The 16,122-nt window shown below is 74.0% G+C and carries 12 protein-coding genes and 3 pseudogenes; 8 read left to right on the top strand and 7 right to left on the bottom strand.

Features of this window, described 5'->3' with window-relative positions; all coding sequences use genetic code 11:
- Positions 1–4: 4 nt before the first annotated feature.
- The 3 genes and pseudogenes from ACQEVU_RS24280 to ACQEVU_RS24270 form a co-directional block, all read right to left on the bottom strand.
- Positions 5–943, bottom strand: a complete 939-nt coding sequence (locus ACQEVU_RS24280) for a carbohydrate ABC transporter permease (protein WP_433327241.1) — start codon at positions 941–943, stop codon at positions 5–7.
- Positions 944–2,314 carry an ABC transporter substrate-binding protein gene (locus tag ACQEVU_RS24275; RefSeq protein ID WP_433327239.1) on the bottom strand — a complete coding sequence of 457 codons (1,371 nt, stop codon included), beginning with the start codon at positions 2,312–2,314 and terminating at the stop codon, positions 944–946.
- A gap of 539 nt (positions 2,315–2,853) precedes the next feature.
- Positions 2,854–3,309 (bottom strand): annotated as a pseudogene (locus ACQEVU_RS24270) (SRPBCC family protein); the annotation flags it as partial.
- 234 nt (positions 3,310–3,543) lie between these two features.
- On the opposite strand from ACQEVU_RS24270, the gene ACQEVU_RS24265 reads away from it, so the two are divergent.
- The 3 genes from ACQEVU_RS24265 to ACQEVU_RS24255 all read left to right on the top strand — a co-directional run bounded on the left by ACQEVU_RS24265 (position 3,544) and on the right by ACQEVU_RS24255 (position 5,919).
- Entirely contained in the window at positions 3,544–4,026 is a 483-nt protein-coding gene (locus tag ACQEVU_RS24265) for a chemotaxis protein CheX (RefSeq protein ID WP_433327237.1), read from the top strand.
- A gap of 45 nt (positions 4,027–4,071) precedes the next feature.
- Positions 4,072–5,091, top strand: coding sequence for a hypothetical protein (locus ACQEVU_RS24260; protein WP_433327235.1), 1,020 nt, complete (start codon positions 4,072–4,074; stop codon positions 5,089–5,091).
- A 117-nt stretch (positions 5,092–5,208) separates the two neighbouring features.
- On the top strand, positions 5,209–5,919 hold the full coding sequence (locus tag ACQEVU_RS24255; protein WP_433327233.1) for a hypothetical protein: 711 nt from the start codon (positions 5,209–5,211) through the stop codon (positions 5,917–5,919).
- Here ACQEVU_RS24255 and ACQEVU_RS24250 read toward each other — a convergent pair.
- Entirely contained in the window at positions 5,909–7,153 is a 1,245-nt protein-coding gene (locus ACQEVU_RS24250; RefSeq protein WP_433327231.1) for an MFS transporter, read from the bottom strand. The genes ACQEVU_RS24255 and ACQEVU_RS24250 overlap by 11 nt on opposite strands.
- 41 nt (positions 7,154–7,194) lie before the next feature.
- A pseudogene (locus ACQEVU_RS24245) lies at positions 7,195–7,467 on the bottom strand (hypothetical protein); the annotation flags it as partial.
- Positions 7,468–7,885: 418 nt separating this feature from the next.
- On the opposite strand from ACQEVU_RS24245, the gene ACQEVU_RS24240 reads away from it, so the two are divergent.
- Positions 7,886–8,323, top strand: a complete 438-nt coding sequence (locus ACQEVU_RS24240; RefSeq protein ID WP_433327229.1) for a hypothetical protein — start codon at positions 7,886–7,888, stop codon at positions 8,321–8,323.
- Positions 8,320–9,489, top strand: coding sequence for a zinc-dependent alcohol dehydrogenase (locus ACQEVU_RS24235; protein ID WP_433327228.1), 1,170 nt, complete (start codon positions 8,320–8,322; stop codon positions 9,487–9,489). Before ACQEVU_RS24240 ends, ACQEVU_RS24235 begins: the two co-directional genes overlap by 4 nt.
- An 88-nt stretch (positions 9,490–9,577) precedes the next feature.
- Here the strand turns inward: ACQEVU_RS24235 and ACQEVU_RS24230 are convergent, their stop codons facing one another.
- Together ACQEVU_RS24230 and ACQEVU_RS24225 are read right to left on the bottom strand one after the other, a co-directional pair.
- On the bottom strand, positions 9,578–11,962 hold the full coding sequence (locus ACQEVU_RS24230) for an Hsp70 family protein (RefSeq protein ID WP_433327226.1): 2,385 nt from the start codon (positions 11,960–11,962) through the stop codon (positions 9,578–9,580).
- A complete protein-coding gene (locus tag ACQEVU_RS24225) occupies positions 11,959–12,162 on the bottom strand; it encodes a hypothetical protein (protein WP_433327224.1) in 204 nt (67 codons plus the stop codon). The genes ACQEVU_RS24230 and ACQEVU_RS24225 overlap by 4 nt, the downstream gene beginning before the upstream one ends.
- Positions 12,163–12,282: 120 nt before the next feature.
- On the opposite strand from ACQEVU_RS24225, the gene ACQEVU_RS24220 reads away from it, so the two are divergent.
- The 3 genes and pseudogenes from ACQEVU_RS24220 (at position 12,283) to ACQEVU_RS24210 (ending at position 16,121) form a co-directional block, all read left to right on the top strand.
- The gene (locus ACQEVU_RS24220) at positions 12,283–15,078 is read left to right on the top strand and encodes an ATP-binding protein (RefSeq protein WP_433335040.1); all 2,796 of its coding nucleotides are present in this window, start codon (positions 12,283–12,285) and stop codon (positions 15,076–15,078) included.
- Positions 15,079–15,115: 37 nt separating this feature from the next.
- Positions 15,116–15,978, top strand: a pseudogene (locus tag ACQEVU_RS24215) (DUF72 domain-containing protein).
- Positions 15,975–16,121, top strand: coding sequence for a hypothetical protein (locus ACQEVU_RS24210; RefSeq protein WP_433327222.1), 147 nt, complete (start codon positions 15,975–15,977; stop codon positions 16,119–16,121). The pseudogene ACQEVU_RS24215 and the gene ACQEVU_RS24210 overlap by 4 nt, the downstream one beginning before the upstream one ends.
- The last annotated feature ends 1 nt before the right edge of the window (position 16,122 follow it).

Here is a 16,122-nt window from a genome sequence, read left to right as displayed (position 1 = left end):
CCCCCTAGTCCTGCTTCGGGCTCAGCCGCGCGTAGGCGACCGAGAAGCCGGCGAGGACGACCATCAGCATGACGCCGAGCGCGGCGGCGCCGTTGAGGTCGTTCTGCTTGAACGCGTGCTGGTACATCAGGTAGACCACCGACGTCGCCGAGTCCTCCACGCCGGCCCCGCCGGCCAGGATCAGCGGCTCGATGAACACCTGCATCGTCGCGACGACCTGCAGCAGGAACATCAGCGACAGGATGAGCCGGGTCTGCGGCACCGTGACGTGCCACAGCCGGCGCAGGATGCCGGCCCCGTCGAGCTCGGCGGCCTCGTAGAGCTCGCCGGGGATGTTCTGCAGCGCGGCGAGGTACACCAGGATCGAGCTGCCGACGTTCATCCACGTCGAGGCGATGACCAGCGACGGCTGGGTCATGCTCGTCGACTGCACCCACTGCGACGTCGGCAGGTGCGCCGCGTGCAGCAGGTAGTTGAAGATGCCGGCCTGGCCCGGGTCGTAGGCGTAGCGGAACAGCAGCAGCGCCGAGGCGGGCGGGAGCATGACCGGCAGGTACACCACCGCCCGCAGGTACCCGCGGGCGTGGCGCAGCTCGTTGAGCAGGACGGCGATGAGGAACGGCAGGGCGTACCCGATGAGCAGCGCCAGCAGCGTGAACGTCAGCGTGTTGCGCCACGCGGCGGCGAAGCTCGGGTCGTGCCACAGCCGCACGTAGTTGTGCCAGCCGACCCAGGTGGTCTCGCCGCGCCGGGTGCGCTGGAAGCTCATGACGATCTCGCGCACCATGGGGTACCACGAGAAGACCGCGAAGCACACCACCGCGCCGATCAGGAAGCCGTGCCCGGTCAGGTTGTGCACCAGGCGGCGCTGCCGCAGGCTTTGGGTCTTCGGGAGGGCGCGGGCCGGCCGCACCGCGCTGTCGAGCCGGACCGCGCCGTCCACTCAGGACTCCTGGGAGAGGATCGTGTTGACCTTCTGCTCGGCCGTGCCCAGCAGCGCGTTGATGTCGGCGCCCGGCTGGGTCAGCACGGCGGACATCGCGGCGTCGAGCACGGCGTAGATCGCCTGCGCCCGCGGCGGCTCGGCCTTGATGGTGACCGGGCTGGCGGCGTAGGGCGCGTAGTCGGCCAGGTTGAGGTTGCTGCTGGCCTTCTTGAGCTGGTCGTCCTGCTGCTGCACGTCGCTGCCGGGCTTCCAGATCAGCGGCTCCGGAAGGCCGACCGGCACGCCCATGTCCTTCTGGGCCGAGTAGTTGAACTGGCCCTGGCCCGGCGTGAACTCCTCGAACGCGAGCCACTGCAGGCCGGCCTTGATCTGCGCGGGGCTCAGGCCCTTCTTGAAGAAGTAGCCGCTGCCGCCGCCGAGGGTCGCCTTGGCCGGGCCGTTGTCGCCGGGCATCGGGCCGATCGCCCAGTCCTCGTACTTGCCCTTGAACTGGGTGACGATGGCCTTGATGGTGTCGGGGGCGCCGACGTACATGCCGACCTTGCCGGCGCCGGCGTTGGTGAGCAGGTCCGCCCACTGCAGCAGCTGCTTGTCGCCGACGCTGTTGTCGGTGAAGCGCATGTCGTGCAGGTTCTGCAGTACCGCCTTGCCCATGTCGTTGTTGAACGCGGCCTTCTTGCCGTCGTCGCTCACGACCGAGCCGCCGCGGGAGTACAGGGCGGCGGAGAAGTGCCAGCCGCCGGTGTTGCCCGCGCTGTACTCCTGGTAGCCGGCGATGCCGTTGCCCAGCGCGCTGATCTTCTTGGCCGCCGCGGCGACCTCCTGCCACGTGGCCGGGGGCTTGCTCGGGTCGAGGCCGGCCTGCTTGAACAGGTTCTTGTTGACGACGAGGCCGAGGCCGTAGCCGGCGTAGCCGATGCCGTAGGTCTTGCCGTTCTCGACGAACGGGTCCTTGATGGCCGGCAGCACCTTGTCCCAGTTGGGGATCGTCTCCGGGGTGATGTACTTCGTGATGTCCTCGGCGGCGCCGGCGTCGAGCACCTGGTCGAGGTCGGTCATGTACCCGTAGAAGATGTCGGCCTGGGTGCCGCCCTGCAGGCGGGCGGTGAAGTCCGGCGGGTTGTCGCACTGGCTGCCGACGGACACGGTCTTGATGGTGACGCCCGGGTGCGCCTTCTGGAACGCGGCGACGTCGGCGTTCCACAGCTCCAGCGACTTGCCGTTGTTGTCGGTCTTCTGCGGCGGGCAGTCAACCGTGATCGTCGCGCTGCCGTCGCCGGACGCGGCGTCGTCCTTGCTGTCACCGCAGGCGGCGAGGCCGGCGGCGAGCCCGACCGCCAGCGCGACGCGCAGCAGTTTTATCGACATCGATCAATCCCTTCGGGTAGACCGGTTTCGGGAGGGGTGTGTTTGGTTTTCGCATTGATTGCGTGTCGCAGACAGTACGACCGCCCGCGCCAGAAGTCCAGAGTTTGTTGCAAAAACTCGACGGCTTTCGGGAAGCCGTTTACCGGCACGACTGGCCGCTTACGGGGCGTTTTGGCTGGCCGTCCGCCGCGGCCGGCCGCCGGGCCGTACGATTTCGCCGTCAATTCCGGGAATGGGTTGCTGCAATTTCTGCTACCAAGATCGCAAGCATTTGCAGACGAAAAAGGCCCCGGCCGGAGCCGGGGCCATTCTTCTCGCGGTACTTGTTACAGCTGCGTGCCGGGGCCCGGCTTCGGGCCGGGGTACGGCTGGTTGGAACCGGGCTGCGAGCCGGGGTAGGCCTGCGTGCCGGAGCCGGGCTGCGTGCCGGAGCCGGGCTGCGTGCCGGAGCCGGGCTGCGTGCCGGAACCCGGCTGGGTGCCGGTGCTCGGCCGTTCGTAACCCGACGGGGTGCCGGTGCCGGTGCCCGGCTCGGTGCCGGGACCCGGCACGTCACCGCGCCACCCGCCCGTAGCCTCGCCGCGCTGCTCGACGAACTCCTTGAAGCGCTTCGTGTCGGCCTTCACCTGCATGGTGTCGAGGCCGATCGCGCTGCCGGCCTTCTCGGTCAGGTTCTGCGGCTGCCAGTCCAGCTGCACCGTCACTCGCGTGTCGGTGTCGCCGAGGCGGTGGAAGGTGACGACGCCCGCGTGCGGGGTGTCACCGTCGGTGCTCTTCCACGCGATGCGCTCGTCCGGGTGCTGCTCGGTGATCTCGGCGTCGAACTCGCGCCGGACGCCGCCGATCTTCGTCACCCAATGCGTGTGCCGGGCGTCGATCTGCCGGATCGACTCGACCCCGCTCATGAACTGCGGGAACGACTCGAACTGGGTCCACTGGTCGTAGGCGGTGTGCACCGGGACGTGCACGTCGACGGACTCGGTGACCGTACTCATATGGCAAACCTCCTTGCGGTGTCTCTATTCGGGTGCCCCCGAGAACGCGCCGGAAACGTGCCCGCGGTCACGAGTTGCGGCCATCGGGCGACGTGCGGCACAGCGCGGAGGGCGGTCATCGGCTCGCGGCGGCGCTCCGGACGGAGATCACCCAGGCGGTCGGTCCGCCCAATGCCTCAAGGTGGGGGCGGCGCCGCCGATGAGACGATCGGGCCCACGCTGAACAGGACGTTGATGGACGAAGCGAACGCCGGCACCGGCGAACACCTCACGCCGGAGCAGCTGCACGGCCTCATCTGGCAGGTGTGGACGGCCTACCTCGGGGTGGGGCCGCAGATCGGGGCGGCGCCCGACCGGGACCCCAACCACGCGGAGATCACCGCGAGCGTCTGCATCGCCGGGGCGTGGCTCGGCCACGTCGTGCTGCGCAGCGGGCTGGGCGCGGCCGCCGGGATCGCCGCGGCCATGCTCGACCTGGACCCCGACGGCGTGAAGCCCGACGACATCCAGGACGCCACCGGCGAGCTGACGAACATCATGGCGGGCAACGTGAAGAGCCTGCTGCCGCAGCCCAGCCACCTCGCGCTGCCGCAGGTCGTGGTGGGCCGCGCGTCGATCCTGTGGCCGGGCACGCGCCTGCTGGGCCGGGCCGAGGTCGCCTGGAACGACCACACCGTGACGATCGAGGTCCTGCACGGCGACACGCCGCGCCTGTAGCGCCGCTGTTTTCCGTTCCGGCATGCGGTGCGGTACTCCTGACGGGTGACCTTGCCGGACGAACGCGAACTGCGGGCCTCGACCGTCCCGACCGGCCAGCGACGGACGCTGTCGGTCAGCGTCCGGGACGGTTCGCCGCCGCCCCGGCTGATGTTCATCGAGAAGTACACCGGCGACGGCACCGGCTGGCTGGGCCGGTTCACCTCGTTCCGGGCCGAGGCGCTGCTCGACGGCGATCCCGAGCCGCTCATCGCGGCCATCGCGGAGCTGGCCGGCGCCGGCAAGCTGGACCGGCCGCCGATGGGCGCCCGCGAGCGCGTCGCCGACCTCCTCGAGGCGGCCGGGCTCGTGGTGCGGCGCGAGAGCACCGTCCCGTGGCTGCATCTGGGCCGGCGCGGCACACTGGGCGTCGCGCCCGACGGCCGCCGGGCGGGCATCACCTTCACCCAGAGCGCCGCCGGCGAGGCCCGGTTCCAGGTCGTCGCCGCCTACGACGACCTCGACGCCGTCGCCGCCCACCTCGCGCTGTCGTCCACTGTGGACGTCGCGCCGGCCGACCGCCTCGGCCGCTTCTTCGCGCTGTTCGAGGCGTTCGCGGACGGCGAGGTCAACGCCGAGCGCGTCCAGCGGATGCTGCGCGACGCCGGCGTCGAGTCCGAGCGGCGCGACGAGCGCCGCTACCGCCTCCTGCACGTCGACCGCGAGCACACGGACTGCATCTTCACGCTGACGCTGCTCGTCTCGGCCATCGAGGACAAGATCACGTTCACCGAGTTCTACGACTACCTGCCCCGCTCGGGCGACGCCGGCCGCGAGTACGGCTACGGCGCGACCACCCCGCACGCCTCCCTCCCCCAGCTCACCGCCCACTTCGCGGCCCGCCTCGGCCGCGAGCCCGCCGCCGGCCCCGACGGCCTGGCCGCGTGCTTCCGCGAGCTCGTCGACCGCGGCGTGCTCGGCGAGCACCAGGCCATCGAGAGCAACCGCAACCTCGTCGCCGGCTGGTTCACCGACGCCGGCGTACCCTGGCGCCCCGACGACTGGGTGTGGTTCAACAGCGACTAGGTTACGGTGCGTGGCTGGACGATCCCGCGTCGTTCGCCGAGCGATCCGGGCCCTGGTAGCGGTGTGTCACACGGAGGCGGGGCCGTGGCGCCGCAACGGTTCTGGCACACTGCCCGAATGCAACGACCGGCGATGCGCCTGACCGTCGGGCCGCACCCACCCACCGTCTACTGGCGCCGCCGCGCGTTCGTCGCGGCCGGCCTGCTCGTGCTGGTCCTGCTCGGGTGGTTCGCGATCCGCGGCGGCGGCAGCGACAAGCCGGCCGCCGTGACCAGCGCCCCCGCGGCCGGCACCGGCCAACCGGCCGCCCCCGGCCCGTCGGGCACCCAGGCCGCACCGCGGCCCACGGACCTCGCCTCCCCGTCGTTCGTCCCCGCCAGCCCGGAGCCGACCACGGCCGCCGCGCCTCCGCGCAGCCCCGCCCCGGCCAACGTCGCCCCCTGCACCGACGACCAGATCACCGTGACGGTCACCACAACCCCGTCACCGGGCGTGCTGGGCGGCACGTTCACGTTCAACATCGCGATCGCGTCGAAGGCGGCCGACTGGTGCTCGCGGGACCTGGGCGCCGGGGCCCAGGAGATCCGGATCATGCACGACGGCGCCCTGCTGTTCTCCTCGGACGTCTGCAACACCTCCCACGCCACCGACGTGCGCGCCTTCGCCGCCGGCGACGCGGTCCGGTACACCTTCACCTGGAGCAGCTACCGCGCCAACCCGCACGCGTGCGACACGACCGCGGCACCGGCGCCCGTCGGCAGGTACCAGGTCATCGCGCGGATCGGCACCAAGGAGAGCGCCCCGACGGAGTTCACCATCAACCGCTGACCCCCCGCCGCACGCCCACGGCGAGCGCGGCCAGCGCCAGCCCGCAGGCGACGATCAGCCCGAACCCGCCGGCGGCCCCGCCCGCCTGCACGGCGGCGCCGCCGAGCGGGCCGGCGAGGGCGATCCCGCCCGCACTGAGCGCGGACATGAGGGCGAAGGCCTCGGTGAGCCGCCCCGGCGCGGCCCGCCGCTCGACGAGCGTGCCGGTGACGACGATGATCGGCCCCACCCCGAGCCCGACGACGAACAGCGCCGCGAACCCGCCGCCCGTCTGCCCGAAGGCCACGAGCCCGGCGCCCCCGGCGGCCACGAGCAGCCCGGCGCCGAGGAACCGCCACCAGGCCGGCCGGCGCCGGCGGAGCAGCCCGTATGCGGCGGCGGCGAGCAGGCTGCCGAGGCTCAACGTCAGGTAGTACAGCCCGGCGAGCCCGGCCGCCCCGCGCTCCCGGGCCAGGGCGGCCACGGCGAGCTGGGCGGTGCCGAACAGCAGCCCGAGCACGAGGTTGGCCAGCCCGACCCCGCCCAGCCCGCTCCCGGCCCGCCACCGCGCCCGCCGCGCCGGCCGGTCCTGCACCGGCCGGTCCTGCACCGGCCGGTCCTGCGCGGGCCGGTCCTGCGCGGGCCGGTCCTGCGCGGGCCGAGGCTGCGCCGGCGGCATCGTCCGCCGCTGCCGGGCCAGCGCCACGGACGCCGCGACCGCGAGCGCGCAGGCGAGCGCCGCCGACGCCGGCGCCCCCGCCAGCGACACCGCGCCGGAGACGGCGAGCGGGCCGGCGATGAACGCGACGTCGTTGGCGACCGACTCCAGGGCCATCGCCGTCTCGAAGCGCGGGTCGCCGCGCAGCAGGTGGCTCCAGCGGGCCGCGGCGAGCGCCCCGAGCTGGGGCACGCTCGCCCCCGCGGCGGCGGCGCACGCGGCGGCAACGCCGGCCGGGGCCGCCGCGAGGAGGGCCAGCGCCAGCAGCGCCGCCGCGGTCAGGTGGACGGCCGCGACGGCGGGCAGGGTGCGATGCTGGCCGAGACGGTCGGCGAGGCGTCCGGTGACGGGCCCGCCCACCGCCTCGGCGGCCGCGAACGCGCCGCCGACGATGCCCGCGCGCACGTAGTCGCCGTAGACGGCGGCCGCCGTGAGGATGAGACTCAGCCCGTACATGGCGATGCCGAGCCGGCCGAGCGCCGTCGTCGCGAAGAATCCGGCCGCGCCCGAGGTGCGCAGCAGCCGAACGTAGGACATCCGAGCGCCTTCCCGCCCGCAGGTGCGGCGGGAGCCTGATCTCAGCCTACGCCGCCCGGCGTGCTGGTGCCGACCAGGATGCCGCGGGCCAGGGTGTGCGGGACCATCGCGACGTGCAGCATGGCCAGGCTCGCGTCCGGGGCCAGGGGCAGCGTCTGGACCGACAGCGCGGTCACGCACACGAACAGGCGGTGGGTGCCGGTGCCCGGCGGGGGCTTCACGCCCGTGTACTCGCGCCGGCCCAGGTCGTTGGCCAGCGTGACGCCGGGCGCGGCGGCGGCGTGCTCGAGCCCGCCGGCCGACGCCGGGACGTCGTTGACCGCCCAGTATCACGGCGGCCGGCCGCCGGGCGCTCAACGAGGAGCGGCACAACCGCGCCTCGATCATCGCCCGCGCGCTGGACGCCGACCTCGACGACGAGGAGCGCGAGATCGTGCGCCGCCTCCCCGCTATCCTGCGCAAGCTGCGGACCTAGGCGCTGCCCTGCCGATCACGCCGGCCTGCGCCGGGCCCAGATCTCGCCTGCGCGCACCCGCGAAAGCCGGGTTACAACACCGGTAGCCGTCGCCGGGGCGGTGGCGCCTCTCGGTCGGTGCCGTGTGGCTCCAGGCAATGCCCCTCACCCGTTGCGGACCGGAATCACCCACGCACCTAACCCCGGCAGAGACAGTCGCATTCCGCGGCTGGTCCCGCGTGATGTGTCGCCGCACCGGTGCCGGGTAGCCGGGGTGCATGCGCAGATTCCTAGTCCGACCGCTCCCGGCCGCCATCGGTCTGGCCGCTGTAGGAGCCGGCGCGATCGCCGGCGTCGCCATGGTCGCCAGGCGGCGCCGGGCCGCCGAACCCGACCGTTGGCATACGGTCACCATCAACTGCTCGCCCGGGCAACTCGATCCGCTGCCGCCGCCGCTGAACGAGCTTGATTTCCCGGTGGAGGTCCGCATACAGCCGGCGCCGGGAGACCGGGGCACGGAGCTGGCGGCCCGGGTCGCGCCCGGCGCCGATCGCAAGCGCGTGCGGCGGCTGCGAGCGGCGCTGCGCGAGGCGCGGTCACTTGCCGAGGTCGGTGAGGTGCTGCTGCCGGACGCGCCGGCGACCACGAAGCCGACGCTCAGATCCGCTCCGCTGGCGTACGCGACGAAGCACGGACGTGAGGAGGGCCGGCTGTGAGGGCATTGGTGTGGCAGGGCGTGAACAAGGTAGGCATGGAGACGGTCCCGGATCCGCGGATTCGCAACAGCGGCGACATCATCGTGAAGGTCGCACGGACGGTGACGTGCGGCTCGGACCTGCACCTGCTGGGCGGGTACATCCCGTTCATGCGCCGCGGTGACGTCCTCGGCCATGAGTTCCTCGGCGAGGTCGTCGAGGTCGGGCCGGGCGTGCGCAGGCACAGCGTCGGCGACCGGGTCGTCGTGTCGTCGTTCATCGCGTGCGGGCAGTGCTGGCACTGCCGCCGCGAGGAGTACTCGCTGTGCGACAACGGCAACACGAACCCGGACATCACCGAATTTCTGTGGGGCGCGGCACCGGGCGGCTGCTTCGGGTACTCCCACGCGATGGGCGGCAACGCCGGCAGCCACGCCGAGTACATCCGGGTGCCGTTCGCCGACGTCGGGGCGTTTTCCGTACCCGATTCGGTCAGTGACGAGCGGGCCCTGTTCGCGTCCGACTCAGCCGCGACCGGCTGGATGGGCGCGGATCTCGGCGGCGTACGCCCGGGCGACGTGGTCGCGGTGTGGGGGGCCGGTGCCGTCGGGCAGATGGCCGCCCGGGCCGCGATGCTGCTGGGCGCGGAGCGGGTCGTATGCATCGACCGGTTCGACTACCGCCTCGACATGGTCCGCCGGCACATCGGCGCCGAGACGATCGACTACACCGCCGCCGATGTCGGGGCCGAACTGCTCGAGCGCACCGGCGGCCGCGGCCCGGACGTGTGCATCGAGGCGGTCGGCATGGAGGCTCACGCAGTCGGCCCGCAGAACGTGTACGACAAGACGAAGCAGCAGCTGCGACTCGAAACCGACCGCCCGGCCGCGGTGCGTTCGGCGATCTACAACTGCCGCAAGGGCGGCAGCGTCTTCGTGCTCGGCGTGTTCGCCGGATTCGTGGACAAGTTCCCGCTCGGTGCGCTGATGAACAAGGGCCTGACGGTGCGGGGAGCGCAGATGCATGGTCAGCGGTACATCCCCATGCTCCTGGATCGCATGGCGAAGGACGAGCTCAAGACCGAGCACCTGGCGACCCACACCATGCCGCTGGAACAGGGCCAGACCGGCTACGACATCTTCAAGAAGAAGGAGGACGGCTGCGTCCGGACCGTCTTCGTACCGTGAGCGGTCAGGCGGGACGGCGCGTGCACGGCGCCCCCGGTGCCGTGCACGCGCAGCCTCCGGTTGAACCGCACACCCGGCAGAACCTTTGCTACCGGCCGGCCGCCGGGATCGAGACCGGCACGGCCGGGCCCTGGCCGCCGCTGTCCGGCGCCGCGGGCAGGCCCCCGGCCGCGGAGGCGACCGGGGCCGCCGCGGCGGGGGGCACGGCGCGCCAGACCCGGATCGACCGGTCGTCGCTGCCCGTCGCGAGCAGGGTGCCGTCCATGTTGTACGCCAGGCTCTCCACCTTCTTCGTGTGCCTGTCCAGCGTCGCGGTCACGGCGCCGGTCGACGGGTCGTAGATGCGGGCCCCATTGCCGGTGGCGGCCGCGATGTGGTGGGCGTCCGGGCTGTACCGGACGACCTCGAACGTCGTCGTGGGCTCGAGCGTGGCCCGCGCGAGCGCGCCGGTGGCGACGTTCCAGAACTCGATGCCGCCGGTGTTGCCGTAGCCGGCCGCGGCCAGGGTCCGGCCGTCCGGGGCGTACGCGACGGCGTTGACCCCGGTCCAACCGGTCTCCAGCGTCCGCTGCGTCCTGCCGGACGCGACGTCCCACAGCCGGATCGTGCCGTCGGCCGACGCGGTGGCGACGGTGCGGCCGTCGGGGGCGAACGCCGCGTCGTAGACGGCCTCGGTATGGCCCTGCAGCGTGGCCTTGAGCTTCCCCGTCGGTACGTCCCAGAGCCGGGCGGTGTTGTCGAACGACCCGGTGACGAGGGTCTTGCCGTCGGGGCTGAACGCGACCGTGCGGACCCACTGGTCATGGCCGGTGAGCGTCGCGGTGTTCTCGCCGCGGACGCTCCACAGCCGGGCGGTGTGGTCGGAGTTGCCGCCGGTGGCGATGACCGTGGCGTCGGGGCTGACGGCGACGCAGTAGCCGCCGTGGCCGGACGTGAACGGCCCTTCGCTCGTGCCGGCGGGCATGTTCCACACCCGCATCGTGCCGTCGTTGGAGCTGCTGACCAGGTGCGCGCGGTCGTGCAGGAACGCCAGGCCGGTGACGTCGCCGGTGTGCCCGGTCAAGGTGAACACCAATGGCGAAGTCTCGGCCTTCGCCGCGCCGCCGCCGTAGCCGCTGTTGCTGCCGTAGCCGCTGCTGCTGGCGGCGGAGCCGCGGTCGCGGTTGCTCCAGAGCACGGCGGTGACGGTCACCGCGCCGGCGGCCACGACGCCGGCGAGCACGCCGGCGAGCAGCAGCCGGGAGCGGCGCCGCGGGGCGGCTGGGACGGCCGGCGGAAGCGGGGCGGGCTCGGCGGCGGCCTCGGTGACCGCGGCGACGGGCCCGGGCGGGGCGGACACGACGATCGGGGCGACGGGCGCGGGCGGGGCGGACACGACGATCGGGGCGGGCGCGACCTCGGCGGTGACCGACGGGCTCGCGAGGAGGCTGCCCTCGGCCACGACCAGCTCGGGGCGCTCGACCACCATCGGCGCCACCCCGAGGCGGCGGTGCAGCAGCGTCGCGGCCAGGGGCATGCGCGAGGCGCCGCCGACCATGAAGACGCCGGCCAGGTCGCCCGGGCCGAGGCCGGACTCGCGCAGCGCGGTCTGCGTGGCGCGCATGGTGCGCTCCAGGATCGGCAGCGCCAGCTGCTCGAGCTGCACCCGGGTGAGCAGCGCGTCGTCGTCGAAGATCGGCACGTGCAGCAGCGTCGAGGCGCTGCGCGAGAGCATCTCCTTGCCGATGCGCACGTCCTCGCGGAACGCGTGCGCGGCCCGGCGGTCGGCCGGGGTCTCCGGGCGGGTCAGGCGCTGCCAGGCGGCGGCGTCGCGCTGGGCGTACACCGCGCCGAGGTGCCCGGCGACCGCCGCGTCGATGTCGAGGCCGCCGGCGTCGGGCAGGCCGTGCTCGGCGAGCACCTCGAACCCGTCGCCGCCGGCCCGGACCACCGACGCGTCGAACGTGCCGGCGCCCAGGTCGTAGACGAGCAGCCGGGCGCCCTGCGGGGCCGCGCCGGCCAGGCCCGCGAACGAGCAGGCCGCGGCGACCGGCTCGGCCAGCAGGCGCGGGCGGGGCAGGCCGGCCTGGACCGCGGCGCCGGCGAGGACGGCCTGGCGGCGCGCGCCCCAGCCGGCCGGGCAGGTGAGGACCGCGCCGGGCACCTTGCCGCCGGCGGCGCGCTCGGCCTCGTCGGCGACCCGGCGCAGTACCGCCGAAAAGACGTCCGCGACCGCGAACTCCCGGCCGCCGAGCAGCAGCGTGCCGTCGTCGACGCTGCGCTTGGGGTGCGGCTCGTAGCCGCCGGGGTACGCGCGGGCCGCGTGCACCGCGTCGCGCCCGACGAGCAGGGTGCCGGCCTCGTCGGCGCACACCGCCGAGGGCAGCAGCTCCGTGCCGTCGAAGACGAGCGGGCGCGGCCGCCCGTCGGGGCCGGACAGGACCGCGACCGTGGTCGACGTGCCGAAGTCGACGCCGAGTTGGAGGGTGCTCATCGGGTCTGCATCACCGCGAGCGCCAGCACCGCCGCGACGGCGAGGAACACGACGAAGAAGATGAGCGTGAAGATGCCGTTGAGGACCTTCCGGGCGGGCGAGGGCCGGTAGCCGGACCGCCGGCGCCGTTCGGCGAGCCGCCGGGAGTCCTCCGCCATCTGCATGAAGCGCCGGCCGGCGTCGAAGTTCGGGTTGCTCACGGTCGTCTCCCCATCATGGTGACCGATTCCGGACTACAGCGAGTCGACGATCCCGCGACGGACGGGAGTACGGCATCGTGGTACCCACCGAGAGAATTTCCCTCAGCGGACGTGGACGGGATGCTGATCGAGCGGGAGCGGGACCTGGCGGCGCTCGAGGCGCGGCTGGAACGGGCGGCCGGCGGGCAGGGCGGGACCGTGGTCGTGGAGGGCGCGCCGGGCATCGGCAAGACCGCGCTGCTCGCCGAGGTACGCGCCCGCGCGGCCGGCCGGGGCCTGCGGGTGCTCGCGGCGGCCGGCGGTGAGGTGGAGCAGGATTTGCCCTTCGGGGTGGTGCGCCAGCTGTTCGAGCCGGCGCTGCGCGCGGCGGGCGAGGCCGGGCGGGCGGACCTGATGGCCGGCGCGGCGAGCCTGGCCGCGCCGGTGTTCGGCCCGGCGCCCGGCATCGCGGGCGAGGTCGAGCAGGGCGGGGTGGTGCACGGGCTGTACTGGCTGTGCTGCAACCTCGCCGAGCGCCCCCTGCTGCTCGTCGTCGACGACGCGCACTGGGCCGACGCGGCGTCCCTGCGGTTCGTGTCCCACCTGGCCCGCCGCCTCGGCGACGTCGGGGCGCTGCTGGTGCTGGCCACCCGGCCCCGCCCCGGCGGCGATGACGCGCTGAGCCGGGCGCTGTCCGGGGTACCGCCGCAGACGCTCTTCCCGGAGCCCCTCAGCGAGGCCGGGGTCGGCCGGGTGGTCCGCCACGAGCTCGGCGCCGAGGCCGACGACGAGTTCTGCCGGGCGTGCGCGCGGGCCACCGGCGGCAACCCGTTCCTGCTGACCGAGGCCCTGGCCAGCCTGCGCGAGGACAAGGTCCGCCCGGTCGCCGCGCAGGCCGCGCGGGTGGCCCGGGTGCGGCCGGACACCGTCAGCCGCGCGGTGCTGGCCCGCCTGGCCCGGCTCGGGCCGCCGGCCGCCGCGGTCGCCCGGGCGGTCGCGGTCCTCGGCGCGGCGGCGGCCCCCCGCCGGGTCGCGGCGCTGGCCGGGCTGCCGGTCGCGCGGGTGGCGGAGCTGGCCGCGGCGCTCGTCGCCGAGGCGATCCTGGCGCCCGGCCGGCCGCTGCGGTTCGCGCACCCGCTCGTGCGCACCGCCGTGTACGCCGACGACGCCGGCCTGCGCCGCGCCGCCGACCACAAGCGGGCCGCGCTCATGCTGCGCGACGACGGCGCCGGCCCCGAGGAGCTGGCCGGGCACCTGCTGCTGTCCGAGCCCGACGACGACCCGTGGGTGGTCGGCGCGCTGCGCGAGGCCGCGGCCGGCGCGGTGGCCCGCAACGCGCCCGAGCCGGCGGTGGCGTTCCTGCGCCGGGCCCTGGAGGAGCCGCCGGCCGCTGCGCTGCGGGCCCCGCTGCACGCCGAGCTGGGCCGGGCGCTGGGCATGGCGAACCGCCCCGACGAGGCCGGCGCGGCGCTGCACCGGGCGATCGAGCTGACCGAGTCCGCGCCGCAGCGCACCACCCTGGCGATGGACCTCGGCTGGCTGATGCTGCAGACCGGGCGCAGCCGGGCGGCGATCGAGGCCATGGAGTACGCCCGCGGCCTGTTCGTGACCCACGACGGCGCCCGGCCGCTGGAGCTCGAGGCCCAGTTCGCGATGCTCGACATCATCACGATCCGGCCGCCCGCCGTGTGGCTCGCCCGGCTCGACCCGCTCCTGCCGTCCCTCGGCGGCACCACCGACATCGAGCGGATGCTGCTGTCGATCGCCGCGTTCGGCTCGGCCACGACCGGCGACCGCCCGGCCGCCGACGTCGCCGCCCTCGCGCGCCGCTCGTGCGCGGGCCCGCTGCCGGCCCGCGACAAGTGGATCCTCGTCAACATGGCCTCCGCGGCGCTCGGCGTGGCCGACGACCTGACCGCGGCGCTGGAGCTGCTCGACCGGGGCATCGACGCGGCGGTACGCCTGGGCAACGCCGCCGAGTTCCGCTACCTGGCCGTGCTGCGCTCCCACAGCGCCCTCTACGCCGGCCACCTCGTCGACGCCGAGGGCGACGGCCGGGCGGCGATCGAGCTGCAGGAGGACACCCGCCCGCAGGACCTGCCCCTCGCCGCGGCCGTCCTCATCGACGCCCTGGTGGCCCGCGGCGACCTCGCCGAGGCCGAGCGGATCGTGCGCGACGGCGACCTGGCCGGCGAGCAGCCGATGAACACCCTCATCGCCCACTTCCTGCTCCTGGCCCGCGGCCGCCTGCGCCTGGCCCAGGGCCGCCCCGCCGAGGCCGTCGACGACCTCGAGGCCTGCGGGCGGCTGCTCGGCGACGGCGGGTACGCGAACCCGAACTTCGCCCACTGGCGCACCGCGGCGGCGCAGGCCCGCTTCGCACTGGGGCATCTCGCCGAGGCCGCCGGCCTGGCCGCCGAGGACCTCGCGCTGTCGCGCCGCTTCGGCGCCCCGACCGCGATCGCCCGCGCGCTGCGCGTCGCCGCCCGGGTCGACCCCGGCCGCGACGCCCTCGCCCGGCTCGAGGAGGCGGTCGCGCTGACCGAGGGCCGCGACGCCCTGCTCGAGCGCGCCCTGGCGCTGGTCGACTACGGCGCGGCCCTGCGCCGCACGGGCCGGCGGGCCGACGCCGTGGCCCCCCTGCGCCAGGGCCTGGACCTGGCCGCCCGCTGCGCCGCCGCCCCGCTGGCGGCCCGGGCCGGGGAGGAGCTGGCCGCGGCCGGCGCCCGCCCCCGCCGCGCCCGGCTCACCGGCCGGGAGGCGTTGACGGCCGGCGAGCTGCGCGTCGCCCGGCTGGCCGCGTCGGGCGCCACGAACCGCGAGATCGCCCAGGCGCTCTTCCTGAGCGTGCGCACCGTCGAGATCCACCTGACGAACACGTACCGCAAGCTGGCGATCGGCAGCCGCCAGCAGCTGGCCGACGCGCTGTCCGCCTGACGTTTGCCCCGGCCGTCGCGGGAAACAGGTTTGCGTGATGGGCGACATCAAGGTTGGTACGGCGTCGTGGACCGACCGGACGCTGCTGGAGTCGGGCTGGTACCCGCCGTCGGTCACGACTCCCGAGCAGCGGCTGGGCTACTACGCGCGGCAGTTTCCCCTGGTCGAGGTCGACTCGACCTACTACGCCCCGCCGAACGAGCAGACCACCCGCCTGTGGGCGGCCCGGACCCCGCCCGGCTTCACGTTCAACATCAAGGCGTTCAGCCTGCTGACCGGCCATCCCACGAAGGTGAGCGCGTCCCCCGCGACCTGCGCCCTGACACGGACAAGGCGAACGTGTACCCGCGTGACCTGGCACCCTGCGTCATCGACGAGGTCTGGGCGCGTTTCCTGGCCGCCCTCGAGCCGCTCACCGGCAAGATCGGGTCGCTGCTGTTCCAGTTCCCGCCGTGGTTCACGATCCGCCGCTCCAACAAGCAGACCCTGCTCGAGGCCGCGGCGCGCTGCAAGCCCCTGCGCGCCGCCGTCGAGTTCCGCCACGCATCCTGGTTCGACGGCGACAACGAGCGCGAGACGCTCGACTTCCTGCGCGCGCACGACCTGCCGTACGTGGTGGTCGACATGCCGCAGGGCCACCGCTCGTCGGTCCCCCCGGTCGTCGCGGCCACGTCGGACCTGGCGGTCGTGCGGTTCCACGGCCACAGCGAGCACTGGACGAGCAAGGACATCCACGAGAAGTTCGGCTACCTGTACTCGGACGCGGAGCTGTCGGCCTGGGCCCCGCGCCTGCGCACGCTGGCCGCGGACGCCGCCGAGACCCACGTGCTGATGAACAACTGCTACAGCGACTTCGCCCAGCGCAACGCCGGCGAGCTGGTGGACCTTCTGCACAGTTGAACGCGAACCCGATCCTCGGCACCGAGTACGACTACGTGAACGGCTCGGTGCTCGTGCGGATCACCGGTAAGGTGAAGCCGTCGGTCGCCAAGACCTTCGAGTCGGCGGTGGCCGCGCTGACGCCCCGGTCGGTGTCGCCCTGAG

The sequence above is a fragment of the Dactylosporangium sp. CA-139066 genome, from assembly GCF_050936175.1.
Lineage (GTDB): Bacteria > Actinomycetota > Actinomycetes > Mycobacteriales > Micromonosporaceae > Dactylosporangium.
Note: the sequence above shows the minus strand (reverse complement) of the source record. Positions and strands in the feature narration are given on the sequence as shown.